Genomic DNA, 24,597 nt, shown 5'->3' with positions numbered 1-24,597 from the left:
AATGACTCAACAATTACAGCAAATCATTGATCAGGCCTGGGAAGATCGTGCTAACTATTCTCCAAAATCAGCACCTGCAGAACTGCGCGAAGCCGTTGCCCATGTTCTGGGCGAGCTCGACGCTGGCAGTCTGCGCGTGGCACAGAAAGTAGGCGGCCAATGGCATGTGAATCAATGGATCAAAAAAGCCGTATTGCTGTCTTTCCGCCTTGAAGACAATATTTGCATGCCATCCGGCGATCATATGCAATTCTTTGACAAAGTACCAACCAAGTTCGCCAATTACACAGCTGAAGATTTTGTCAAAGGTGGCTTCCGTGTGGTACCGCCGGCAGTTGCACGTCGTGGCAGCTTCATTGCAAAAAACGTAGTGCTGATGCCATCCTATGTCAACATCGGCGCATACGTCGACGAGGGTGCGATGGTGGATACGTGGGCAACCGTTGGCTCCTGCGCTCAGATTGGTAAAAACGTGCATTTGTCCGGCGGCGTCGGCATCGGTGGCGTCTTAGAACCAATGCAAGCCAATCCAACCATTATCGAAGACAACTGCTTCATCGGCGCGCGTTCAGAAATCGTCGAAGGCGTGATTGTCGAAGAAAATTCAGTAATTTCCATGGGTGTTTATATCGGCCAATCAACAAAAATCTACGATCGCGCTACCGGTGAAGTCAGCTACGGTCGCGTTCCGGCAGGCTCTGTTGTAGTATCCGGCAATTTGCCATCTGCCGATGGCAAATACAGTCTGTACTGCGCAGTCATCGTCAAACGCGTTGATGCGCAAACACGCTCCAAAACCAGCATCAACGAGTTATTGCGCGGCGTCTGATCGTTGCCTTAGTCATCGCAATACCTGAAACCACAACATATTCAACAGACAGGAAAAAATATGGCCGCGATGGAGCGCTTATTTCAGTTGATGAAAGATAAACATGCATCTGACATGTTTTTTGCAATGAATTCTGCTATTCATTTGAAAATCAACGGAAATTTATTGCCTATCAACCAGCAAAAAATGGATCAGGCAAATATCCTGTCGATGTTGAACGAAGTGGTTTCACCTGAACACATGCAGGTACTGGAGCACGACAACGAACTCAATATCGGTATCGGCGCTCCAGGCATAGGCCGGTTCCGACTATCAGCATTCCGGCAGCGTGGCAGTATTTCGGCGGTTTTCCGTTTTGTTCCCGGTGATATTCCTAAGTTGGAGACTTTAAATCTCCCACCGATCTTATCTGACCTGATTATGGAAAAGCGTGGTCTGTTGCTGGTAGTCGGCGCGACAGGCTCTGGCAAATCAACAACGATTGCCTCCATGCTTGACCACAGGAATGAGATTAAAACAGGCCATATCCTGACGCTTGAAGATCCGATTGAATATCTGTTCCGCAGTAAAAAATCGATCATTAACCAACGTGAAATTGGTAGTGATTCAGAGAGTCTGAAAACGGCACTGAAGAATTCCCTACGACAGGCGCCTGATTGCATACTGATTGGTGAAATCCGCGATCTGGAAACCATGATGGCCGCAATAGCGTATGCGCAGTCGGGTCATCTGGTATTGGCGACACTGCATGCGAATAATAGTTATCAGGCATTAAATCGTATCATCAGCTTTTTTCCGATGGAATCGCGTAGCGCTTTATTGCTCGATTTGTCTTCGTCAATCCGTGCAATCGTGTCACAACGCCTGATCAAATCACTGGATGGCAGCCGCTGCCCTGCGGTCGAGATCATGCTCAATACCCGTTATGTTGCCGAGTTGATCGAGCAAGGAGATATTTTCCAGATCAAGGAAGCCATTGAGAAAAGTTTGTCGCCAGGTTCGCAAACATTCGAGCGCGCATTGATGCATCTGATTAAATCTGGACTGATCAGCAAAGAAGAAGGTTTGGCCAACTCTGATTCTGCCAATAATCTGTTGTGGTTACTTAATAATGAATCATCATCAATGATGTCGCCGCCGCCAGAGCCAGAACCAGATACGAAGGAAGAAGCCTCCTTCACAGAATTTACCCTCAACGTATAACAATGACGCGTCACATTACACTCTACGGTATCCCTAATTGCGATACCGTAAAAAAGTCCCGTTCCTGGCTGCAGGAGCATGGCACAGAATTCGTTTTCCATGATTTTAAAAAACAAGGACTGGATCAGCTAACCATCAAAACATGGTTACAGCATCTGAGTCTGGATGTCTTGATCAACAAAAAAGGCACAACCTGGCGCGCATTGAGCGATGAGCAAAAAGCCAGCGCAACAAATACCGAACAAGCTATGGCACTGATGCTCGCGAATCCCTCCATCATCAAACGTCCAGTACTACAAATCACCGAAAACAATGCACTGAAACATGTTTCCGTCGGTTTCTCGGCGGCACAGTTTGAATCTATTTTGAGTCAATGACTATGAGCAAAACCCTCGCCCTGACCGAGCAATTAATTGCTCTGGATTCCGTCACACCAGAAGATAAAGGTTGCCAGCGAACATTAATTTCTCTTCTGGAACCACTAGGCTTCACCTGCGAAACCATACAGTCAGGTGATGTCACCAATCTCTGGGCGCGTCGCGGCACAACGCAACCACTGGTGGTCTTTGCCGGACACACGGATGTGGTTCCGACTGGTCCTGTCGCACAATGGCAATCCGCCCCATTCACACCAACACATCGCGACGGGAAGTTATATGGTCGTGGTGCTGCAGATATGAAAACATCCATCGCTGCATTTGTCGTTGCGACTGAAGAATTCGTCGCCAGCCATCCAAATCACCAAGGTTCTATCGGCTTTCTGATCACCAGTGACGAAGAAGGTCCCGCTACTGACGGTACTGTGGTGGTGTGTGAAAAGCTGAAGGCGCGTGGCGAGCAGCTCGATTACTGCATTGTCGGCGAGCCAACCTCGGTCGATGTGCTGGGTGACACCATTAAAAACGGCCGTCGTGGAACGATGTCAGGCAAGCTGACCATTCGCGGTGTGCAGGGCCATATCGCCTACCCGCAACTGGCAAAAAACCCCATTCATTTGTTTGCCCCCGCGATGGCAGAATTGGTGGCGGAAGTGTGGGATGCAGGTAATGAATATTACTTGCCGACCTCCTGGCAAATATCGAATATTCATTCTGGTACTGGCGCGTCGAATGTCATTCCCGGTGAGGCAGTGATCGATTTTAATTTCCGCTTTTCTACCGCCAGTACAGCAGAAGGCTTGCAGCAGCGCGTACATGCCATACTCGATCAGCATCAACTGAGTTACGATTTAAAATGGACTATCGGCGGACATCCATTTCTGACTCCCAAAGGTAATTTGAGTGATGCCTTGGCGGACGCAATCAAGGCAGAAACTGGCGTAAACACTGAATTATCGACCACCGGTGGCACGTCTGACGGTCGCTTTATCGCTAAAATTTGCCCGCAAGTTGTAGAATTTGGCCCTCCGAATGCCAGCATACATAAAATCGATGAGCATATTGAATTGCAATATGTTGATCCACTCAAAAACATCTACCGGCGTACTCTGGAAAACTTGCTGACCTGATTTAGTTCTGACCTCTGACCAACAGAGCTGACGCATCCCGTTTTTACTGAGACACTAAAGTTCAATACATACATGACGACAATACCCGCCACTACATTTAAAACCATTCGCGACATGCTGCGCTATGCAGTTTCGCGCTTCAACCATGAAAAGCTCTTTTTTGGCCATGGCAGCGCCAATGCACTGGATGAAGCTGCGTATCTGATTTTGCATACATTACATTTGCCGCTGGATAAAATTGACCCATTTCTGGATGCGCATCTGTTGCCACAAGAAATTGATGCCGTTTTAAGCGTCATCGATCGACGTGCAACAGACCGTGTTCCGGCATCGTATATCACGCATGAAGCCTGGTTAGGCACGTACAATTTTTATGTGGATGAGCGCGTTATCGTACCGCGCTCCTTTATTGCCGAACTGATTCCTGAGCATTTTTCTCCTTGGGTCGGCGATCCTGACGACATCAGTCAGATTCTTGAGCTATGCACAGGTTCTGGCTGCCTCCCCATCATGCTGGCAGATATGTTTGACCGCGCTCATGTGGATGCAGTTGATATTTCCAGAGATGCGCTGGAAGTTGCCCGCCGCAATGTCGAGACCTATGAACTACAGGACAGAATCACCCTGATCGAATCCGATTTATATACCAATGTACCGGATAAAAAATACGATCTGATTATTACTAATCCACCGTATGTCAATTCTGGCTCTATGGGTAAATTGCCCAAAGAGTATTTGCATGAGCCGCAAATCGCACTGGCAGGTGGGGATGACGGTATGGATCTGGTGCGTAAAATCGTTGCGGGAGCGGCACAACGCTTGACTGACAACGGACTGTTAATGGTAGAAATCGGCAACGAACGCGCATTTGCAGAAGCCGCTTTTCCAGAACTGAATATGACCTGGTTATCCACCAGTGCCGGTGACGATATGGTTTTTTTAGTTGAAGCCAGTGATTTAGCGAACTTCAAGGCATAAGCCTGTAAAATGTCCGCCCAGCACTCTGCCGATATCGTGCTGGTACCGACGAAGGGATTTCACGACGGGCAAAATGTATTTTTGCCCGTTTTTCATTCCTAGATACTCCCGGCAGTATTATTCAACACGCTTTATTTTTTGCCGACAATCAGAGCAAAAAGCGACATACCCCCTTAAATTTAAGTTTATATGATACGTTTGCAGCAAGTCATTCTCGCCCGTGGCACCAAGCCTTTATTCGATAGCGTCGATGTCACGCTCAATCCCGGCGACAAAATCGGCCTGATCGGCTCTAACGGCGCAGGTAAATCCAGCCTGTTTGCGATGTTACGCGGCGAACTGCATCCGGATCAGGGCAGTATAGAATTTCCGGCAAAATGGCAACTCGCTCACGTAGCGCAGGAAACACCACCGCTCGAACGCAGCGCCATTGACTACGCGATCGACGGCGATGTCACTTTGCGCAAACTAGAAGCCGAACTAGCGGCGCTGGAAGCCGAGCCAGAAAGCCACGACAATGGTATCGCCATTGGTAATCTGTACGGATCGCTGGCCGATGCCGATGCTTACACCGTGCGTTCACGCGCCGAGCAATTACTGATCGGCCTCGGCTTTAAACTTGAACAACTCGAAGAATCCGTCGCCAGCTTTTCCGGTGGTTGGCGTATGCGGCTCAATCTGGCGCAGGCACTGATGTGCAAATCTGATTTGCTGCTGCTCGATGAGCCGACTAACCATCTGGATCTGGATGCCATCATCTGGCTTGAAGACTGGCTGAAACGCTATGCCGGCACGCTGATCATCATTTCGCATGACCGCGATTTTCTGGATGGTGTCGCGAATGTCATCGTGCATATCGATGAACGCAAACTCAAACGTTACTCCGGCAACTACTCAGCATTCGAACGTCAACGCGCAGCACAACTGATTCTGGCGGCAGGAACGATAGAGAAACAAAACCGCAAACGTGCCCATCTGGAATCCTTCATCAGCCGTTTTGCCGCCAAAGCCTCCAAGGCAAAACAGGCGCAAAGCCGGATCAAAGCTTTGGCGAAGATGGAAGAATTGGCACCGCTGCGGGCTGCCGCTGAATTTTCATTTGAATTCCGCGAACCACTCAGCGCACCGAATCCTATGCTGGTGATGGAAGATGTCGATTGCGGCTATCGTATCGAATCCCCAACTGATCACAGCTTCACAGAAAAGTGTATTGTCCGCGATGTGAAATTTTCTCTGCAAATCGGCCAGCGTATCGGTTTACTCGGGGTGAATGGCGCCGGTAAATCAACGCTGATCAAAACCATCGTCGGTGATATTCCGCCACTGCATGGCACCATGCAAACGGGCAAAGGCCTGTCGATCGGTTATTTTGCCCAGCACCAGGTCGAAATGCTGCGCCACGACGAATCGCCTTTATGGCATCTGGCACATATTGCGCCGGATGTACGTGAACAGGAATTACGTAATTTCCTCGGCGGTTTCAACTTCCCCGGCACGATGGTCACCAGCCCGATCAAACCATTCTCCGGCGGCGAAAAAGCCCGGCTGGCACTGGCGATGATCGTGTGGCAACGCCCTAACCTGCTGCTGCTTGATGAACCGACCAACCATCTGGATCTGGAAACACGCGAAGCCCTGACCGATGCGCTGGCGCAATTTGAAGGCACGCTGGTCGTGGTGTCCCATGACCGGCATTTGTTACGCGCGACGACTGATCAATTCATCATCGTTGCCGATGGCAGGTTACAAGAGTTCGATGGTGATCTGGACGACTACAAAGATTGGTTATTCAAAAACAAACTGGAAAATGCTTCCACTCCTTCCTTGCCAGAAAAAACCAAAACCAAAGAAGCCGCATTACCACAAGCCAAGCCTGTTCCCGCTGCCAAAGTTGATGACAAAGAACAGCGTAAACGCGATGCAGACGAGCGCCAACGCCTGACCAATCTGCGTAAGCCTATAGAAACACGCATTAAACGGCTGGAAGAAGAAATGGCAAAACTCACTGCCAAAAAGAAAGCAATCGTCGTGCAACTGGAAGACAGTGATATGTATAACGATGCCAACAAAGAAAAATTAAAGGCGTTGTTACTGGATCAGGCTTATCTTGTGAAGGAATTATCACAAATAGAAGCAGATTGGCTGGAACAGCAAGAATTCCTGGAGGCTGTGGAATAAGTTCCAAGATAGCAGATACTGCATCTCAGAAAATAAAATGCCCGATGAACACCATCGGGCATTTTTATCATGGGGCTGAAATCAGTATCAGCATCAGTGCCGCTATCTACGTAATTCTTGACGTAATTCTTGACGTAATTCTTGACGTAATTCTTGACGTAATTCTTGACGTAATGTTTGACGTAATTACTAACGTAACTATTCACGCAACTAAGAATGCATTATCAATGCATTCTTAGTCTGACAATTACTCGATACCCTGGCTTGATAAATACTCTTCGTATGTGCCTTGGAAATCAATGATGTCGTTTTCTTTGATTTCAATCACGCGTGTCGCTAACGATGATACGAATTCACGATCATGCGATACAAAAATCAACGTGCCTGCATATTTTTCCAATGCAATGTTCAATGATTCGATCGATTCCATATCCATGTGATTCGTCGGCTCATCCATCAGTAAGACGTTGTGGCGGCCAAGCATTAACTTGCCGTACATCATGCGTCCTTTTTCACCACCAGAAAGCACTTTGACAGATTTCTTAACGTCATCGCCACCAAACAATAAGCGTCCAAGGATAGAACGAACTGCCTGATCATCATCACCTTCTTGTGTCCACTGTCCAATCCAGTCAGTCAGGTTCTTGTCCGATGAAAATTCTTCGGTCGGATCTTGAGGCATGTAGCCGACATTGGCATTTTCAGCCCATTTAACGGTGCCGTAATCTGCAGTCAGTCCGGCAATTTCCGATCCGCCAATACAACGCAGTAAAGTAGTTTTACCGATACCGTTGGCACCGATAATTGCTATACGCTCACCGGCTTCCACCATCAGATTCACGTTTTTGAACAATGTGCGGTCATACGCCTTGGTCAGATCCTGCACTTCCACAGCCAGTCGATGCAGCTTTTTCTCACCATCAAAACGAACAAAAGGATTTTGACGACTGGATGGTTTAAATTCTTCAATCTTGATTTTATCGATTTGTTTAGCGCGAGAAGTTGCCTGACGCGCTTTCGATTTATTAGCAGAGAAACGACGTACGAAGTCCTGCAGTTCAGCAACTTTTTCTTTCGCCTTGGCGTTATTAGCCATTTGCTGCGCACGTGCCTGAGACGATGCCAACATGTAGTCGTCATAATTACCCGGATAGATTTTCAGCGTACCGTAATCCATATCCGCCATGTGCGTACATACCTGATTCAGGAAATGACGGTCATGCGAAATGATGATCATCGTAGAGTTACGCTGATTCAAAATATCTTCCAGCCAGCGAATCGTATTGATATCCAGGTTATTGGTTGGCTCATCCAGCAGCAAAATATCTGGATTGGAAAACAAAGCCTGCGCCAGCAACACACGCAGCTTCCATCCTGGTGCTACCGCACTCATGACACCCTGATGCTGGTCAATGGGAATACCGACACCTAACAGTAACTCGCCCGCGCGCGCCTCGGCTGTGTAGCCATCATATTCTGCAAACTTGGCCTCCAGATCCGCAGCCTTCATATAATCTTCGTCAGTCGCCTCAGGATTGGCATAGATCGCGTCGCGTTCAGACATGGCACCCCACATCTCTGTGTGCCCCATCATAACTACATCTAACACACGCATGTCTTCAAATGCAAACTGATCCTGGCGCAATTTACCAAGGCGCTCATTTTGATCCAGCATCACAGTGCCTGACGATTGCTCCAGATCACCGCCCAGAATTTTCATGAACGTTGATTTGCCACAGCCATTGGCACCAATCAGACCATAACGATTGCCCTCGCCAAATTTGACGGAGATATTTTCAAACAGTGGCTTAGGGCCAAACTGCATGGTGATATTTGCGGTAGATAACACGTAAAAACCTTTTGCATTGAAGATGTGAATTAACCATAGATTATAACATTCACCCAGACCCTCTTCCGAAAAGTGTCTGAGCAAAAAAAAGCGCAGCTTTCGCTGCGCCTTTTACATTCACTAGTGAGTCAGGCTACTACCCGTAACCAGTGCTTGATTTTTAGCCAATTCAGTTAAACGTCTTACCTTCAGCTGCTAGCTGAGCCAGCAAAGGCGCTGGTTTCCATGCATCGCCATGACGGCCTTTTGCATATTTAGCCATCGCCATGACGACATTTGGCAAACCAACTGTATCAGCATAGAACATCGGGCCGCCGGTATGGAGCGGGAATCCATAACCAGTCAGATAGACCATGTCGATATCGGAAGCACGGGTTGCAATTCCCTCTTCCAGAATATAGGCAGCTTCGTTGACCAAAGCGAAAATCAAACGCTCAACGATTTCCTGATCAGAAATTTTGCGACGCTCGATACCCAAATCGGCAGAGTGCTTCACAATCATGTCATTGACAACAGACGATGGGTAAGCTTTACGGTCACCTGGTTTGTAATCGTACCAACCAGCACCAGTTTTCTGACCAAATCTACCCATTTCGCACAGCAAATCCGCTGTTTTGGAATAAGTGATTTGTGGCTTCTCGAGATAACGACGCTTACGGATATACCAGCCGATATCATTACCTGCAAGATCACCCATGCGGAACGGGCCCATGGCAAAGCCCAGTTTTTCTACCGCTTTATCAACCTGCTCAGGAGTGCAACCTTCTTCCAGCAAAAATCCTGCCTGACGGCTGTATTGCTCAATCATACGATTGCCGATAAAGCCGTCACACACGCCAGAAACCACGCCGGTTTTCTTGATTTTTTTAGATAAACCAAGCACCGTTGCCAAGACATCCTTAGCTGTTTTCTTGCCGCGTACGATTTCCAGCAGCTTCATCACATTCGCTGGACTGAAGAAGTGCGTACCGATCACATCTTCAGGACGCTTTGTAAATGCAGCGATCTGATCAACATCCAGTGTTGATGTGTTGGAGGCAAGGATTGCGCCTGGTTTCATGACTTCATCCAGTTTTTTGAAGACTTGTTCTTTCACACCCATGTCTTCAAATACTGCTTCAATCACGATATCGGCCTGACCAATTTCCTCATAGGACAAGGTGCCAGTAATCAGACCTACGCGCTGTTCGAATTTTTCAGGGCTAAGTTTGCCCTTTTTCATCGTATTTTCGTAATTTTTGCGGATAGTCGCCAAGCCTTTATCTAAGGCTTCCTGCTTCATTTCCAGAATTTTGACTGGAATACCCGCATTGGCAAAATTCATTGCAATACCACCGCCCATCGTACCGGCACCAATCACGGCGACAGATTTGATTGCACGTACAGGTGTATCACCCGGAACATCTGGCAACTTACTTGCCATGCGCTCACCAAAGAAGGCATGACGCAATGCTTTTGATTCTGTTGTCTGAACCAGATCAGTGAATAAGCTGCGTTCGAACTTAATACCATCATCAAATTTTTTGGTTACCGCCGCTGCCACTGCCTCCACGCACTTCAATGGCGCTGGGAAAGGGCCTGCCATTGCACGGACAGTATTGCGCGTAAATTGCAGATATCCTTCGTAGTTTGGATAATCAATCTTGATATCGCGTACGCGTGGCAATGGGCGAACATCAGCCACTTTTGCCGCGAAAGCGAATGCGGCTTGCAGGAGGTCTCCCTCTGCTACTTCGTTGAAAATGGCTGTTTTTGCCAATTTTTCTGATGCCACCGGTGTGCCGGAAACAATCATATTCAGTGCCATTTCCAGACCCAACACGCGTGGCAGACGTTGTGTGCCGCCTGCGCCAGGCAAGATACCCAGTTTGACTTCTGGCAAGGCGATTTGCGCACCTGGGCTGGCAATGCGATAGTTACAACCCAGTGCCAATTCCAGGCCGCCGCCCATACATACGGTATGAATCGCTGCGATCACTGGCTTAGTGGAGCCCTCTACCACATTGATCACTGTGTGCAATGTTGGTTCTGCTAATGCTTTAGGCGAATTAAATTCTTTGATATCCGCACCACCTGAAAATGCTTTACCAGCGCCGGTAATGATGATTGCTTTGATCGCGTCATCATTCAAAGCTTGCTTCATGCCGTCAACAATCGCACTACGCGTCGAATGGCCAAGACCATTGACAGGTGGATTGTTCAGCGTAATAACGGCAACATCGCCGTTCACTTGGTATTCTGCGCTCATGTCTTTTCCTATGGTTGAAATGCCGTTGGGATTTACCAGTTCTACTTGCGTTTGCAAGCAAACCTTTTAGTGCTGATTCAGTGGGGATTACTATACCGCAAAAATAGAACGATCGTATTATTTTGTAATAAATTTTTTATTTACTGATTATTTATTTCTTTTTTGTGTCTTTTTTGTATATCAAAAGACACCAGCTTCAAATGCTCTCACGCAATAAATGCAAGCAAAAAACAAGCAAATTACATAGAGATTTAAGCAAATTCTTCTATTATTACAAGGCTTACGAAAAATTATTTTGGCAAGTAAAAACAACGTTTGATGCCAGAAAAACTTCGTTTGCAAGGGAAGTCCATCGCATCGGCAGACAACATGTTGACTGAATTCCTGATACATCGTAGTGATGAAAACAGTGTGTGGTGCCGACAATGGACTCGCCATGGGCTTGCCCAACCAAATGCCACAAGGCTGCCAAGACGCATTTTGCTTAAGTCCTGATTTAATGGCTTACTGTGAAGACCATCACCAGGTACTAAAAACATAGTGATGGTCTTCACGATTTACTACCAACAACAATGACTGAAACGCATCACAACATCAGACTTCCAACCATTCTTTTCTGATATTGTCGTTTGCCCGCAAATCTGCCGGTGATCCTTCGAACACAATACTCCCGTGGCCCATCACATACACGCGCTGTGAAATCTCCAGTGCAATGGCAAGTTTCTGTTCAACGAGCAATACTGAAATACCACGGTTTTTTAGCTCTTTCAGATACTCCCCCACCAACTCAACAATTTTTGGTGCAAGCCCTTCAGTGGGCTCATCAATCATAATCAGATCAGGATCACCCATGAGCGTACGGCATAAAGTCAGCATCTGTTGCTCCCCTCCCGACATGACTCCTGCCGCCGTATTTCTTCGCTCTTTCAAGCGTGGGAACATCTGATACATGTCTTCAATCGACCAACGATTTTTCTTGCCTTTACCCGAACTGGATTTCTCACCAAGTATCAGGTTTTGTTCTACCGTCAGTGAAGGAAAAATATCGCGATTTTCAGGAACATAACCCAGACCTTTATGGGCGATCTGAAACGCTTTCATCCCTATGATTTCTTCCCCTTTGAACAAAATGGAACCGGTCGCGTCGACCTGCCCCATAGTGGCTTTCACAGTGGTAGAACGTCCAACACCATTGCGTCCCAGTAAACTTACGATTTCACCCGGATTGACATGCATATCCACGCCATGCAATACGTGGCTTTTTCCATAGAATGCATTCAGGTTTTTAATGTCTAGCAATGCACTCATACATTGTCCTCCGCTGGAGCATGACCACCAAGATAGGCGTCTTTCACTTTTTGATTATTACGAATGTTAGACGGAGTATCACAAGCGATCACCTCACCGTATACCACTACAGCAATCTTATCGGCCAATCCAAACACCACGCTCATATCATGTTCAACCATGAGTAATGTTTTTCCTACGGTCACTTTTCGAATCAATTCGACGGCGGCATCTGATTCTGAGCGACTCATGCCAGCAGTTGGTTCGTCCAGCAAGATGACATCAGCCCCGCCAGCAATCGTGATGCCAATTTCCAAAGCACGCTGCTCTGCATACGTCAGAAGTCCGGCTGTCACATCTCGCCGACGCTTGAGCCCAATTTGTTCAAGTACATATTCTGCTCGCTCGTGTGCATCTTTCAGCCCATTCAAACGATGCCAGAAAGAATACTTGTAGCCTAATGACCAAAGAACCGCGCACCGTAAGTTTTCGTAGACAGAGAGTCGATGAAAAATATTCGTAATCTGAAAACTACGTGACAAACCACGACGATTAATTTCATAGGGTTTCAAGGAGGAAGTGCTCTCCCCGTTGAGCAAAATATCACCGGAAGTAATCGGGAATCTGCCAGAAATCAAATTGAACAACGTTGATTTTCCAGCCCCGTTAGGGCCAATAATGGCAAAACGCTCTCCTTTTGGTACTTGCAGGCTCGCACCGCGAATAATCTCTGCACTACCAAAACTTTTACGTACTTCTTTTAACTCTAACGAAAAGCTCGTCATGCTTGCGCCCTCCGCATCAGATCTTCAATTTCAGTATTGCTTTCACCCCATTGATGAGCAAAGCCAGGTTTAAAACGAACAAAGCCAATCACACCTGCCGCAATCAAGGCAAATGCGATGATCCATGCTTGTGGTTGAGCAGTATCAAACGACATACCAAACAGGGAAATAGTGGAGGATTGAGTTGATTCCAACGTCCGTTGATACAGCATTTCTGTCGCCAAAATAGCGCCAGCAATCGCGACAGCAGAAGAAAGAAGTAATTTCCACATAGAAGGCCAGATGCGCTTGAATTTACCAAACTTCACCATACGCAGATTCATCATCAAAATACTGGCGAGACCACCTGGTGCGTACATCACGATCACAATAAAAAATACCCCCAGATATAGCTGCCATGCTTTCGTGAAATCAGACAACATCACAGTAAGGAACACGCCGAGAATAGCGCCGATCATAGGACCAAAGAAAAAGCCGATACCGCCGATAAATGTGAACAACAGGACGGCTCCTGAGCGGACGGCACTGACATTTTCTGCCGTAACGATTTCAAAATTAATTGCAGACAATCCACCAGCAATACCTGCAAAAAATGCAGACAGAATCAGGGTCAGATAGCGTACCCACTGCGTGTCATAGCCAACAAATTCGACTCGTTCAGGATTATCGCGGACAGCATTTGCCATTCTTCCCAGTGGTGTCTGCGTAAAGGCATACATCCCTATCGTGCTGATGAACAACCAGAAAGCGATCAGGTAATACACCTGGATTTGAGGCCCATAGGTGATTCCCATAAACGATTGACCAATCACACGGTTAGTAGAAATGCCGCCTTCGCCACCGAAGAAATTAGGGAACATTAATGAGCATGCAAATACCAGTTCCACCATGCCCAACGTGATCATGGAAAATGTCGTACCTGATTTTTTGGTCGTAACATAACCAAATAAAATCCCGAAAAACATTCCGGCAACACCGCCAATCAGAGGAATCAGGGTGATTGGAAATATCAACGAGCCGCCCGCCACCATGTTCATCGCATGAATTGCAAAAAAAGCACCCAATCCAGAATACACAGCATGTCCAAATGACAGCATCCCCCCTTGTCCCAATAACATATTGAAAGACAAGCCAAAAATCATGACTGTCCCCATTTGCGACAATAAGGACAACGAAGCTCCCTGGTTAAAGATGACTGGCGCCAACAGCAAAATCAAGGCGAACAGAGACCAGATGATCCAGCGACCAAGATTGACCGGTTTAAAATGTAATGTTTTACTCATGGTTTATCCTTCTCTCGTACCAAGCAAACCACGGGGTCTGAAAATCAGAATCAACACCAGCAACAAATATGGCAAGACCGGCGCGACCTGTGCAATGGTTAAGCTGAATAGCGCGTATCCTGGCGATGTCGCATTGATCAACATGCCAAATTTTGCCATGACAGAAACAAAGGAGTAATCGAGTGCCACTGCAAAAGTTTGGAGAATACCGATCAGCAAAGACGCAACAAAGGCTCCGGCGAGTGATCCCATGCCACCTACCACGACAACCACAAAGATGATGCTGCCCAGCGTTGCGGCCATTCCTGGCTCAGTGACAAAGGCATTTCCACCAACGACACCTGCCAGCCCTGCCAGGGCACAACCACCACCAAAGACCAGCATGAACACTCGCGGAACATTGTGTCCAAGTGCTTCTACGGTATCGGGATGAGTCAGTGCAGCCTGAATAACGAGACCGATGCGAGTGCGTGTCAACAACAAATAAATAGAGACCAGCATCAACAATGCGACCAGCATCATGAAACCACGATACATAGGGAAAGTCGTTGTATAGAGCGTAAACAGTGGGCCTTCTAATGAGGTTGGAATCGGGTACGGTACTGTAGAGCGACCAAACACCAATTGCACCAGCTCGACGATGACGTAAGACAGACCAAAAGTGAATAATAATTCTGGGATATGTCCGTATTTATGTACGGAGCGCAGTCCATAACGCTCAATCAGCGCCCCGAGCAAACCTACCAGCAAAGGTGCAAAAATCAGTGCAGGCCAAAATCCGATTTTGCTACTAATGGCATAGGCAAAGTAGGCGCCCAACATATAAAAACTGGCATGGGCGAAATTAAGTACGCCCATCATGCTGAATATCAGCGTCAGACCAGAGGACAGCATAAACAACAGCAATCCGTAGCTGACGCCGTTCAACAAAGTGATCAGTGTGAATTCCACAACGTAGATCCTTTTCTAAAATTTTCTTGCACGATCGTACTATTTTAGTTTGTAAAAAAAGAGAGATCACCGCATGGCAAGCTCTCTTTTTACTAAATTAGCCTGGACGTTTCATTTGGCAGGAGGATGGCTGTGAGGCCACGAATGCATCAATTTTTTGATTGGTTTTCCAGCCCATGCCTGTATTTTCCTGATCAAACTTCACGTCTTTACCGTTTGTTTTTACCCAGGTTGCGATATACAGTGGTTGCTGGATCTGATGATCTACCTTACGCATAGAATCATCACCATTCAGGCTTTTGAAGTTGGAGCCCTCAAGAGCAAATGCGACTTTCACAGGATCAATCGAGTTCGCCTGCTTAACCGCTTTGGCCATTGCTGTGATAACAGAGTAAGTAGCGATGGAGTAGTAATCGTCTTTATATTTGCTCTTGAAACCTTCGACAATTTCTTTGCCGGAGAATGTTTCATTATTAGGATTCCAATAGCCGACATACTTCACACGATCAACACCCGCTGCCCCCATCGCAGTTGGAACACCCGTTGTCGACGCATAATAAGTGTAGAAGTTAGCTTTCAAATCAGCATCTTTCGCTGATTTAATCAACAAGGCAAGATCCGCACCCCAATTACCTGTAATAACGGTATCTGCACCTGATGCCTTGATTTTAGCAATGTACGGAGAGAAATCTTTTACCTGACCGATAGGATGCAAATCATCACCGACAATTTGTACATCAGGACGTTTGCGCGCCAGATATTCTTTGGCTGCTCTGGTCACCTGATGACCAAAGGAATAATTCTGACCAATGATATAGACTTTTTTGATGGATTTATCCGCTGCCATATACGTCGTCAGCGCCTCCATTTTCATGTCTGAATTAGAGTCAAAACGGAAATGCCAGAAACTGCATTTGCTATTGGTCATATCTGGATCAACAGCTGCGTGATTCAGGTAAACAATTTCTTTACCCGGATTACGTTCATTATGCTTATTCACTGCATCAAGTAAAGCGAGCCCGACACCGGAGCCATTTCCCTGTGTAATGTAGCGAAAACCTTTGTCAATCACGGTCTTCAGAATGTTCAGAGATTCTTGCGGGCTCCCTTTATTATCAAAGCCAACGACTTCGAATGTATGTGCGCCAGCCCATTTTTCGGCATTGGCTTTATCGGCGATGAATTGGTAGGAATTTAAAATATTTTGTCCGACAGGAGCAAACGCGCCGGATAAAGGATCGATGTAAGCAATCTTGATGGTATCAGCCATCACGACTGGAGCTGTGATTGCAAATGCGACTGCGACGAGCGATGTACGTAATTGGAATTTCATGTGTCTCTCTCCGAAATTTTTATGATTGGAATTAATTCTCTTACATGTCGTGCCTATGCTGCCATCTCTCCTGCCTTGACTATTTTTATACAGGAGAGATGTGGTTCATCCGTTATGCAGTGGGTAGTTGATGCTCCTTAAATTGATCTCGTAATTTATTTTTCAAAATTTTGCCCGTAGCACCTAACGGCAATGCCTCAATGAAAACGACATCATCAGGCGTCCACCATTTGGCCACTTTACCATCAAAGAAATGTAGTAATTCTTCTTTTGTTACTTCTGCACCAGGTTTTTTCACCACCAGCAACAATGGACGCTCATCCCATTTAGGGTGGAATACGCCGATGCACGCTGCCTGCAATACGGCAGGATGAGACACAGCGACGTTTTCCAGGTCAATCGTTCCGATCCATTCGCCACCAGATTTAATCACGTCTTTGCTACGATCCGTAATCTGCATGTAGCCATCAGCATCAATCGTTGCGACGTCTCCAGTCGGGAACCAGCCGTCCTGCAAAACGTCACCGCCCTCACCTTTGAAATAACTGGAAATAATCCATGGTCCCTTGACCAGCAAATTACCATAGGTTTTGCCATCCCAAGGCAACTCTTTACCAGCATCATCGACGATTTTCATGTCGACGCCATACAGAATATGCCCTTGTTTTTCCAGTACACTCTGCTTCTCGTCTTCGCTCAGACTCTGATGTTTAGCCATCAAAGTGCCAGCAGTGCCCAGCGGCGACATTTCTGTCATTCCCCAGGCATGTACCACTTCAACTCCATAAGTGTGGCGCAATGTTTTCATCATCGCCGGAGGACATGCCGAGCCACCAATCACCGTGCGCTTAAATGAGGAGAAGCGTAAATTATGTTGACCTACATAGGTCAGCAGACCCAGCCATACGGTAGGAACTCCTGCTGAGAACGTCACTTGTTCCTTCTCAAACAGTTCATACAATGACTTACCATCAAGATGAGGGCCCGGGAAGACCAGTTTTGCGCCAGTCAACGGTGCTGAGTAAGGCAGACCCCATGCGTTCACATGGAACATCGGTACAACGGGTAATACTGAATCACGCGCAGAAACATTCAGGCCATCTGGCATGGCAGATGCATATGAATGCAATATCGTTGACCGGTGAGAATACAGAGCGCCTTTAGGGTGACCTGTGGTTCCGGATGTATAGCACAGGCTGGAGGCAGAATTTTCATCGAAAACGGGCCATTCAAAATCCGCTGAATTCTCGTCAATAATATCTTCATAACACAACAGATTAGGGATTTTGCCGTCTGTTGGCAGATGTGTACGATCACACATCATGATGTAACCCTTTACCGTAGGGCAATGCGCAGCAATGGCCTGAATAATCGGCAAGAAGGTGATATCAAACAGCAGATATTGATCTTCTGCATGATTGACGATGTAAGAAATTTGTTCGGGATGCAGACGGGGATTAATTGTATGCAGCACAGCGCCGGAACCTGAAACTGCATAATAAGCCTCCAAATGGCGATAACCATTCCAAGCCAGAGTCGCGATACGATCACCGAGCTTGATACCAAATTTTTGGAATGCATTGGCCAGCTTTTTAGAGCGCTGATGACACTCATGGTAGTTGTAGCGATGAATATCGCCTTCAACACGGCGGGATACAATTTCATTATTGCCGAAGTAACGATCCGCATGCTCAATGAGGCTCGATATCAGCATGGGTTTGCTCATCATCTGCCCCATTAATGGGCTTTGTGGATAGGTTGTCATTTAGTCTCCTGAGTTGTGCGATTGACTCACCACATTAGCTTTTAGCAATCGCTAAATTTTGTTCTTGAACGATTTTTGTACGACCGTACTAATTCGTCAATCACTATTTTTAGTGCAGAGCAACATTCTCAGAAAATTCAATGACTACCAACCACCATTCGTGTCGTAAATAAAGACGATTAACACATATTGCAACGCAACAAATTCAATATGAAATTCTGTGACTCCAGCGCGAATAATCCAAGCTCATCACCGAAGAAAATTCGCCGGATGTTTATTTTTCGCGACGAACAGGCGGTGCAACGGCATCACCAGACTCAATACTGAAATGCGCACCGGCATCTTTACCGAGTACATTGACCAGATACGGCATGACTTCTTTCAGTGTTGCAGCCAGCGTCCAAGGTGGATTGATAATAAACATACCACTGCTATGCAGACCAAAACCATCCGGATTCGGACCGCTGATGGACAAAGTAACATTCAGCCAGCCGTTCGAAGGCAGGCGTTTTAATTTTTCCGGCAGTTGCCGGGATTCTGGTCGCTGCAAAACGGGATACCAGACTGCGTAGGTTCCGGTTGGAAAGCGCTTGATCGCGTCTTCTAAAGTCACTTTGACCCGACGATAATCATCTTTGACTTCATAAGGAGGATCAATCAACACCATTCCCCTGCGGGACGGCGGAGGCAACAAGGCTTTCAGACCATCAAAACCGTCGCCACTCGAAATAATGACCCGCTTGCCACGTGTAGTCGGACGCTTACCCTGTTCAGCAGCGTGAGCATCAAGCTTACGAAAATTTTCGCTCAGAATTTTGATCTCGCTTGGATGCAGTTCAAACAAACGTAATCTGTCCTGTTCACGCATGATCTTATCCGCACAATACGGAGAACCGGGGTAGTAACGTAATTTGCCACTTGGATTCAAATCTTTGACCAGATCGATGTACTCGGCTAGTGCCGCTGGCAAATCCTTTTTATCCCACAAAGGGGCAATGCCAGTCTCAAATTCGGCATTTTTACTGGCATAACCACCATCCAGTGCATATAAACCTGCGCCAGCATGGGTATCGATACAAGTGTAAGCAGTATCTTTCTGTCCTAAATACTGAAGTAACTGAATGAACACGAAGTGTTTTAATACGTCGGCATGATTGCCTGCGTGAAAAGCATGGCGGTAACTAAGCATGGCGGGGACTTTCTTAAAATAGCTAGGCAACTGTAGTGTCAGTTGCTGTCAAGGGAATGGCGGATGAGGCGCTGGCTGCTATTGTACTCAGCTATCGCGCCATACTGCGGAATTTAAAGGTAAAGGAATTTCAATCAACGCATGAAGTGTTCAGAACAACAGCGTGGGATCATGCCTTGAGTTGTGAATCAGGCGACACGTTTTCCGAGAATAATGAGGTCACGCTCGATACCATCCAGTGTCGCCACACGTGGCATGTTCGCCCAGGTATCGAAGCCGAATCCAGCAAATAATTTGAGGCTGGGAGTGTTATGTCCAAAAATAAATCCCAATAGCGTATGCACCTGAATATTGGGCGCAAACGCGATTGCCTGCGATAAAAAGTACTTGCCCAGTCCTTGTCCACGCGCATCCTCATGCAAATAAATAGATAATTCAGCCGTACCGGAATAAGCAGGCCTGCCATAAAAGTTTGAAAATGACAGCCAGCCAATAATTTTCCCGTTTTGCTCACAAACCCAGAGCGGGCGCTTTTCTGGTGTGTGCTCTGCAAACCAGGCATGACGTGATTCGACGCTGACAGGCTCAGTATCTGCGGTCACCTGTCGCGAAGCGACGGTGGAATTATAAATAGCGACGATGTGGGCCAGATCTTCAAATCTTGCCAGGCGATGTGTAAATTGCATTGCTGTACTTCTTTAATCGTGTGAGTGTTCAGATAGTGTGTGTCGCGCGTGAAGATCTGATGGCAGCGCCTAACAATTCTTCTACCCGCAGCCGTATCCGCGTACCGCTTTCATCTTCCGGAAAATGTACGCCGATTCCCTGGGATTTATTATTACCAGCACCGGCAGGTGTAATCCAGGCGACTTTACCAGCGATCGGGTATTTTGCCGGATCGTCGAGCAAGGTCAGTATCAAATAAATCTCTTCGCCAAGGCGATAGTTTTTATTGGTAGGAACAAAAATTCCACCACTTTTCAAAAAAGGCATGAATGCGGCATATAGCGCTGCTTTTTCCTTGATTGCCAATGACAAAACAGAAGGCCTGTTGGGTGACGGAATATTGAGTGGAATACTGAGATCCGCTGGTAAATCTGACATGGTCAAGGGCTTTCGCAAGGTTCTATTCAAACAGGGCTGAGTATTCCAGCAACATATCTTCTAAAAATAATTTAGGCGATAAGGGATGACTGGAAATAGCCTGACGCTCATTGATCTGCTGGATCATATGCATCAGTGGAATCGTGTTCACGCGCATGGCCAGCGCCCTTACCTCTTTTTCATAGCGAGGATAATACCGGATTCTACCGCTTTGTTTGAAAGAAAATATGTCATACAGCCAACGTTGAAGCCACGAAACGGTGATGGGCATATCCATTTTTTGCATTTTCTCTGCCATTTTCAGGCAAACATCCACGGCAGGCCTGCTCAGCTGCTTCAGAAATTCATCCAGTTCATCGCGACTATCCGACTGTGCAACTTCCAGTGCAGAGAGTGGTGCTCCTCCTTGTTGCGCCAGCCAGACATCGGCATCTCGAACTCCCTGAGATGTCAACCATGCCATCGCCTGTTCATGATCTGGTTGAGTTAACGCAAACTTATGGCAACGTGACAAAATCGTTGGCAGCAATTTATCCAGATGATGGGAGACCAGAATAAACACCGTATTTGCGGCAGGCTCTTCGAGTGATTTCAACAAGGCATTGGCCGCAGGGACATTTAATGCTTCTGCCGGATACAGCACGATAACGCGACGCCCCTGCCGGTGCGTAGAAATGTTCATAAAATCCGCGAGTGCGCGAATCTGATTGATGACAATTTCTTTTGAAGGTGTTTTGCTGGTTTTCGCACTTTTGGGGGACACTTCTGCTTCTCCCTCAACTTGTTGTGCATCTTCTTCATCGAGCAACTCTGGCCGGACGCGCCGGTAGTCGGGGTGGCTGTACTGAACAAACCATCCACATGAAGCACACTGTTCGCAAGCATGACCATCGATACCAGGTGACTCACAGAGCAAAGACTGGGCAAGATGTTCGGCAAAACGTGTTTTACCTATACCCTGCGGGCCGTATAGTAAAAACGCATGCGGCAGCCGCTGTCCCAGTGTCTGCAGTTGCTGCCATGCGGAATGCTGCCAGGAATATAAAGGAGCGCTCATTTCAGACTGATCGTTTCAGTAATAAATTATCCAGCAAGCCATTCAGTTGCAGACGGATATCGGCGATTGATTGCGTTGAGTCGATTAATCTGAAACGCTCAGGAAACTGTGCGGCACGGCGCAAATATTCATTGCGGGTATTCTCAAAAAAATCTGCTTTTTCTTTTTCGAATTTATCCAGTGCCCTGCTTGCATCCAAGCGCGCGCGCGCGACCTCCAGTGGCACATCAAACAATAAGGTCATATCCGGTTGCAGATGCGGGTGCACCCATTGTTCAAGCACATTGAGTTTATCCAGAGATAAATGACGCCCGCCACCCTGATACGCAAAACTGGCATCGGTGAAACGATCAGAAATAACCCAGTCCCCTCTGCCCAGGGCTGGTTCGATGATTTGTGCCAGATGTTCGCGGCGTGAGGCAAACATCAGTAAAGCTTCCGTTTCAAGATGCATGTTTTGCTGCAAAAGTATTTCACGCAATGACTCTCCCAGCGGAGTGCCGCCGGGTTCACGACTGGCGACAACTTTGGTTTCAGAAGGTAAATGCTGTCGCAGATAATCCACCACATACGGAATATGCGTAGATTTACCAGCACCATCAATGCCTTCGAACGTGATGAATTTTCCTGTTTGTTTCATTAGCTTATTTTATTTACTGCGAATATTTCGCTGATATTTATTCACTGCCTGATTGTGCTCACTCAGGTTAGTTGAAAAATGACTACTGCCATCACCACGGGCAACAAAGTACAGTGCATCACTGCGCGCAGGGTTTGCCGCGGCTGTCAGCGATGCCAGACCCGGCAAGGCAATCGGCGTGGGCGGCAAACCAGCGCGTGTATAGGTGTTGTAGGGTGTATCGGTCAGTAAATCGCGTTTATAAATTTTGCCTTGATAAGCATCTCCCATACCGTAAATCACGGTAGGGTCAGTTTGCAGCAGCATGCCCGTTTTCAGACGATTCGAAAACACAGCAGAAATCAGACTGCGCTCAGATTTTTGTCCTGTTTCTTTTTCTACAATCGACGCCATAATCAAGACTTCGTAAGCATTTTTATATGGCAAGCCACTGGAACGCGTGGCCCACGCATCGTCGAGTCGTTTCGACATCATCGCATAGGCTTGTTGGTACAACTGAAGATCACTGCTGCCTTTAGCAAATAAGTAGGTGTCCGGGAAAAATAAACCTTCTGCCGCCTGATACGGTACGCCAATTTTTTTGAGTAATTCAACATCCGACACACCTTTAGTGTCGTGCTGCAAGGCTGGGTGTGCGTCTACCGCCTTTCTCATCTGAGAAAATGTCCAGCCTTCAATAATGGCCAGTGTGCCTTGTGAAAACTCTCCGTTGGCAATTTTTTCCAGCAATTCGACGGGTGTTTTTCCTGATTCCAGCTCATACGACCCGGCTTTCAAGCGACTGGCTTTGCCGCTCAGCCTGGCAAGTATCTCAAACATGAGCGGTTGCACCGGCAATCCGCTCTCTTGCAACTGATGGGACAAACTACGAACACCACTGCCTGGCCGGATTGTAAATTCGATCGCTGTATCGCCGATAAATACAGGCTGACTGGACCAATACATAAACCCCGCTGCGGCGGTCAGTCCGATCAATACCGGCATGACAATCAGCATAAGAAAAAGTTTTTTGATCAATCCCATGAGAACAAACACTTACATTGTGAGGTTATAAATCACGCACAAGGCACTTGAGTCTCTTATGAAGACCAAAGGCATCTGCGCCGGCTGGCGGTATAGAAAGACCACGATGGCTGATATCAATTCAGTATCAATATAAGCATTGATCATTGAATGCAGTTTGAAGGCTAGTTCAACGCATTTTTGCGGACACTACTATAATTCGCAGATCGGGTGCAGGTTGAATCGTATCGCCAGCGCCATAATGAGGCTAACGAGTGAGTATATCAATATGTGGCAGGATTTTTTAACGCAACAAGGCATTTCAGTTAACGATAACGGCATTAATGGCCTGAACAATGCCTGGGACAATAACGCACTGGAAACAGGATTTATCACGATATTGAATGATATTGGCCTGATTCAGGCGAGTGGCGAAGAAGCGGCGCATTTTTTGCATAATCAATTGAGCAACGATGTTGAAACGCTCAAGCAATCTGAGTTGCGTCGCGCTGCCTATTGCTCTCCCAAAGGAAGAATGCTCGCCAGCCTGCTGTTATTCAACAACAATGAGCAAATTGTGTTGCAGGTGTCGAAAAGTATCCTGGCTCCCATACATAAACGGCTGCAAATGTTTGTACTGCGCTCCAAAGTCAAACTCGCTGACATCACATCACAATATGTGCTGCTGGGATTGGGGGGGGAAGCGGCGGCTGCCAGTTTGCAATCCTGGTTTCCAGACTTGCCTAAAGCCGAAAACACCAGCATCAGCAATGAGTTCGGACAATTATTGCGGGTGAGCGACAGCAAGGGATTGCCACGTTATGAATGGTTGGCGCCCCCTGAAACAGCAGTTCAGGCCTGGACGGCCTTGAGCACGGCACTGACACCAGTCAACACTGCTGCCTGGCGTCTTTCAGAAATACAGGCAGGAATACCAATGATCATCGCTGCTACACAAGAACAATTTGTACCTCAGATGGTGAATTTTGAAATTATCGGGGGCGTTAATTTCAAAAAGGGTTGCTATCCGGGGCAGGAAATTGTCGCCCGCAGTCAGTATCTCGGCAAATTAAAACGTCGCATGGCGCTGGTTTCCATTGCCACGGCCGATGTTCGTGCAGGCATGGAAGTATTCAGCCCATGTGATGCTGAACAAGCCTGCGGTATGGTCGTCAATGCGGAACAATACTCTGCCAGCGACAGCCTCGCTCTGGTCGAAATGAAAGTGGCAGATCAGGAATCGGGGGATATTCATCTTGGCTCAGCCACTGGCGTACCACTGATATTTTTGGATCTGCCGTACGAAATCACAGATATCACGCAATAAATACTCCCCCCTGTATTTTTTAAGTGCCTTGTATTTATTTGGACTACATTGATGATATCGAAGCATACTCCCCTGAAAACCT

Annotated in this window: 21 protein-coding genes; 7 read left to right on the top strand and 14 right to left on the bottom strand. The window is 47.0% G+C overall.

Annotated elements, in window-relative coordinates; all coding sequences use genetic code 11:
• Position 1: 1 nt before the first annotated feature.
• The 6 genes from dapD (at position 2) to ACO0LB_RS07370 (ending at position 6,695) form a co-directional block, all read left to right on the top strand.
• Positions 2–829 (top strand): 2,3,4,5-tetrahydropyridine-2,6-dicarboxylate N-succinyltransferase, encoded by an 828-nt coding sequence (gene dapD / locus ACO0LB_RS07395; protein WP_423048004.1) that lies wholly within the window; start codon positions 2–4, stop codon positions 827–829.
• A gap of 60 nt (positions 830–889) precedes the next feature.
• Positions 890–2,032 (top strand): PilT/PilU family type 4a pilus ATPase, encoded by a 1,143-nt coding sequence (locus tag ACO0LB_RS07390; RefSeq protein ID WP_423048002.1) that lies wholly within the window; start codon positions 890–892, stop codon positions 2,030–2,032.
• 2 nt (positions 2,033–2,034) lie between these two features.
• On the top strand, positions 2,035–2,409 hold the full coding sequence (locus ACO0LB_RS07385) for an ArsC family reductase (protein WP_423048000.1): 375 nt from the start codon (positions 2,035–2,037) through the stop codon (positions 2,407–2,409).
• Positions 2,410–2,411: 2 nt separating this feature from the next.
• On the top strand, positions 2,412–3,539 hold the full coding sequence (dapE, locus tag ACO0LB_RS07380; protein WP_423047998.1) for a succinyl-diaminopimelate desuccinylase: 1,128 nt from the start codon (positions 2,412–2,414) through the stop codon (positions 3,537–3,539).
• Between the two features lie 72 nt (positions 3,540–3,611).
• On the top strand, positions 3,612–4,517 hold the full coding sequence (gene prmB, locus ACO0LB_RS07375; protein ID WP_423047997.1) for a 50S ribosomal protein L3 N(5)-glutamine methyltransferase: 906 nt from the start codon (positions 3,612–3,614) through the stop codon (positions 4,515–4,517).
• A 189-nt stretch (positions 4,518–4,706) separates the two neighbouring features.
• Complete coding sequence (locus tag ACO0LB_RS07370; protein ID WP_423047995.1) at positions 4,707–6,695, top strand: ATP-binding cassette domain-containing protein; 1,989 nt, start codon at positions 4,707–4,709, stop codon at positions 6,693–6,695.
• Positions 6,696–6,942: 247 nt separating this feature from the next.
• On the opposite strand, the gene ACO0LB_RS07365 is transcribed toward ACO0LB_RS07370, so the two are convergent.
• The 14 genes from ACO0LB_RS07365 to mltG form a co-directional block, all read right to left on the bottom strand.
• Positions 6,943–8,544, bottom strand: coding sequence for an ABC-F family ATPase (locus tag ACO0LB_RS07365; RefSeq protein ID WP_423047993.1), 1,602 nt, complete (start codon positions 8,542–8,544; stop codon positions 6,943–6,945).
• A 169-nt stretch (positions 8,545–8,713) separates the two neighbouring features.
• The gene (locus ACO0LB_RS07360) at positions 8,714–10,792 is read right to left on the bottom strand and encodes a 3-hydroxyacyl-CoA dehydrogenase NAD-binding domain-containing protein (protein WP_423047991.1); all 2,079 of its coding nucleotides are present in this window, start codon (positions 10,790–10,792) and stop codon (positions 8,714–8,716) included.
• A 594-nt stretch (positions 10,793–11,386) separates the two neighbouring features.
• The gene (locus ACO0LB_RS07355; protein WP_423047989.1) at positions 11,387–12,100 is read right to left on the bottom strand and encodes an ABC transporter ATP-binding protein; all 714 of its coding nucleotides are present in this window, start codon (positions 12,098–12,100) and stop codon (positions 11,387–11,389) included.
• On the bottom strand, positions 12,097–12,864 hold the full coding sequence (locus ACO0LB_RS07350; protein WP_423047987.1) for an ABC transporter ATP-binding protein: 768 nt from the start codon (positions 12,862–12,864) through the stop codon (positions 12,097–12,099). The genes ACO0LB_RS07355 and ACO0LB_RS07350 overlap by 4 nt, the downstream gene beginning before the upstream one ends.
• The gene (locus ACO0LB_RS07345) at positions 12,861–14,147 is read right to left on the bottom strand and encodes a branched-chain amino acid ABC transporter permease (RefSeq protein ID WP_423047985.1); all 1,287 of its coding nucleotides are present in this window, start codon (positions 14,145–14,147) and stop codon (positions 12,861–12,863) included. Before ACO0LB_RS07345 ends, ACO0LB_RS07350 begins: the two co-directional genes overlap by 4 nt.
• A gap of 3 nt (positions 14,148–14,150) precedes the next feature.
• On the bottom strand, positions 14,151–15,098 hold the full coding sequence (locus ACO0LB_RS07340; protein WP_423047984.1) for a branched-chain amino acid ABC transporter permease: 948 nt from the start codon (positions 15,096–15,098) through the stop codon (positions 14,151–14,153).
• Positions 15,099–15,195: 97 nt separating this feature from the next.
• Positions 15,196–16,431 carry a branched-chain amino acid ABC transporter substrate-binding protein gene (locus ACO0LB_RS07335; RefSeq protein WP_423047982.1) on the bottom strand — a complete coding sequence of 412 codons (1,236 nt, stop codon included), beginning with the start codon at positions 16,429–16,431 and terminating at the stop codon, positions 15,196–15,198.
• Positions 16,432–16,543: 112 nt separating this feature from the next.
• On the bottom strand, positions 16,544–18,196 hold the full coding sequence (locus tag ACO0LB_RS07330) for a 3-(methylthio)propionyl-CoA ligase (protein ID WP_423047980.1): 1,653 nt from the start codon (positions 18,194–18,196) through the stop codon (positions 16,544–16,546).
• Between the two features lie 274 nt (positions 18,197–18,470).
• Positions 18,471–19,385 carry a 23S rRNA (adenine(2030)-N(6))-methyltransferase RlmJ gene (locus tag ACO0LB_RS07325; protein ID WP_423047978.1) on the bottom strand — a complete coding sequence of 305 codons (915 nt, stop codon included), beginning with the start codon at positions 19,383–19,385 and terminating at the stop codon, positions 18,471–18,473.
• Positions 19,386–19,573: 188 nt separating this feature from the next.
• Positions 19,574–20,071 carry a GNAT family N-acetyltransferase gene (locus ACO0LB_RS07320; RefSeq protein ID WP_423047976.1) on the bottom strand — a complete coding sequence of 166 codons (498 nt, stop codon included), beginning with the start codon at positions 20,069–20,071 and terminating at the stop codon, positions 19,574–19,576.
• Between the two features lie 28 nt (positions 20,072–20,099).
• Complete coding sequence (locus ACO0LB_RS07315) at positions 20,100–20,489, bottom strand: PilZ domain-containing protein (RefSeq protein ID WP_423047974.1); 390 nt, start codon at positions 20,487–20,489, stop codon at positions 20,100–20,102.
• A 22-nt stretch (positions 20,490–20,511) separates the two neighbouring features.
• Positions 20,512–21,546: a DNA polymerase III subunit delta' gene (gene holB, locus ACO0LB_RS07310; protein WP_423047972.1), complete on the bottom strand. Its 1,035-nt coding sequence runs from the start codon at positions 21,544–21,546 to the stop codon at positions 20,512–20,514.
• Position 21,547: 1 nt separating this feature from the next.
• The gene (gene tmk, locus ACO0LB_RS07305; RefSeq protein ID WP_423047970.1) at positions 21,548–22,186 is read right to left on the bottom strand and encodes a dTMP kinase; all 639 of its coding nucleotides are present in this window, start codon (positions 22,184–22,186) and stop codon (positions 21,548–21,550) included.
• A gap of 9 nt (positions 22,187–22,195) precedes the next feature.
• Entirely contained in the window at positions 22,196–23,200 is a 1,005-nt protein-coding gene (mltG, locus tag ACO0LB_RS07300; RefSeq protein ID WP_423048079.1) for an endolytic transglycosylase MltG, read from the bottom strand.
• Between the two features lie 277 nt (positions 23,201–23,477).
• On the opposite strand from mltG, the gene ACO0LB_RS07295 reads away from it, so the two are divergent.
• A complete protein-coding gene (locus ACO0LB_RS07295) occupies positions 23,478–24,515 on the top strand; it encodes a YgfZ/GcvT domain-containing protein (RefSeq protein ID WP_423047968.1) in 1,038 nt (345 codons plus the stop codon).
• Positions 24,516–24,597: the final 82 nt, after the last annotated feature.

This window comes from Undibacterium sp. SXout7W (assembly GCF_049339385.1).
In the GTDB taxonomy this organism is placed as follows: domain Bacteria; phylum Pseudomonadota; class Gammaproteobacteria; order Burkholderiales; family Burkholderiaceae_D; genus Undibacterium.
This window is presented reverse-complemented; position numbering and strand designations above follow the sequence as displayed.

What these genes read in the sequence shown, in the direction of transcription:
- ACO0LB_RS07335 (WP_423047982.1), bottom strand. Translation starts at nt 16,431, where the DNA reads ATGAAATTCCAATTACGTACATCGCTCGTCGCAGTCGCATTTGCAATC.
- ACO0LB_RS07350 (WP_423047987.1), bottom strand. Translation starts at nt 12,864, where the DNA reads ATGACGAGCTTTTCGTTAGAGTTAAAAGAAGTACGTAAAAGTTTTGGT.
- ACO0LB_RS07355 (WP_423047989.1), bottom strand. Translation starts at nt 12,100, where the DNA reads ATGAGTGCATTGCTAGACATTAAAAACCTGAATGCATTCTATGGAAAA.
- ACO0LB_RS07370 (WP_423047995.1), top strand. Translation starts at nt 4,707, where the DNA reads ATGATACGTTTGCAGCAAGTCATTCTCGCCCGTGGCACCAAGCCTTTA.
- ACO0LB_RS07325 (WP_423047978.1), bottom strand. Translation starts at nt 19,385, where the DNA reads ATGCTTAGTTACCGCCATGCTTTTCACGCAGGCAATCATGCCGACGTA.
- ACO0LB_RS07315 (WP_423047974.1), bottom strand. Translation starts at nt 20,489, where the DNA reads ATGTCAGATTTACCAGCGGATCTCAGTATTCCACTCAATATTCCGTCA.
- ACO0LB_RS07390 (WP_423048002.1), top strand. Translation starts at nt 890, where the DNA reads ATGGCCGCGATGGAGCGCTTATTTCAGTTGATGAAAGATAAACATGCA.
- ACO0LB_RS07385 (WP_423048000.1), top strand. Translation starts at nt 2,035, where the DNA reads ATGACGCGTCACATTACACTCTACGGTATCCCTAATTGCGATACCGTA.
- dapE (WP_423047998.1), top strand. Translation starts at nt 2,412, where the DNA reads ATGAGCAAAACCCTCGCCCTGACCGAGCAATTAATTGCTCTGGATTCC.
- tmk (WP_423047970.1), bottom strand. Translation starts at nt 22,186, where the DNA reads ATGAAACAAACAGGAAAATTCATCACGTTCGAAGGCATTGATGGTGCT.
- ACO0LB_RS07320 (WP_423047976.1), bottom strand. Translation starts at nt 20,071, where the DNA reads ATGCAATTTACACATCGCCTGGCAAGATTTGAAGATCTGGCCCACATC.
- dapD (WP_423048004.1), top strand. Translation starts at nt 2, where the DNA reads ATGACTCAACAATTACAGCAAATCATTGATCAGGCCTGGGAAGATCGT.
- ACO0LB_RS07345 (WP_423047985.1), bottom strand. Translation starts at nt 14,147, where the DNA reads ATGAGTAAAACATTACATTTTAAACCGGTCAATCTTGGTCGCTGGATC.
- prmB (WP_423047997.1), top strand. Translation starts at nt 3,612, where the DNA reads ATGACGACAATACCCGCCACTACATTTAAAACCATTCGCGACATGCTG.
- ACO0LB_RS07330 (WP_423047980.1), bottom strand. Translation starts at nt 18,196, where the DNA reads ATGACAACCTATCCACAAAGCCCATTAATGGGGCAGATGATGAGCAAA.
- ACO0LB_RS07360 (WP_423047991.1), bottom strand. Translation starts at nt 10,792, where the DNA reads ATGAGCGCAGAATACCAAGTGAACGGCGATGTTGCCGTTATTACGCTG.
- ACO0LB_RS07295 (WP_423047968.1), top strand. Translation starts at nt 23,478, where the DNA reads ATGTGGCAGGATTTTTTAACGCAACAAGGCATTTCAGTTAACGATAAC.
- holB (WP_423047972.1), bottom strand. Translation starts at nt 21,546, where the DNA reads ATGAGCGCTCCTTTATATTCCTGGCAGCATTCCGCATGGCAGCAACTG.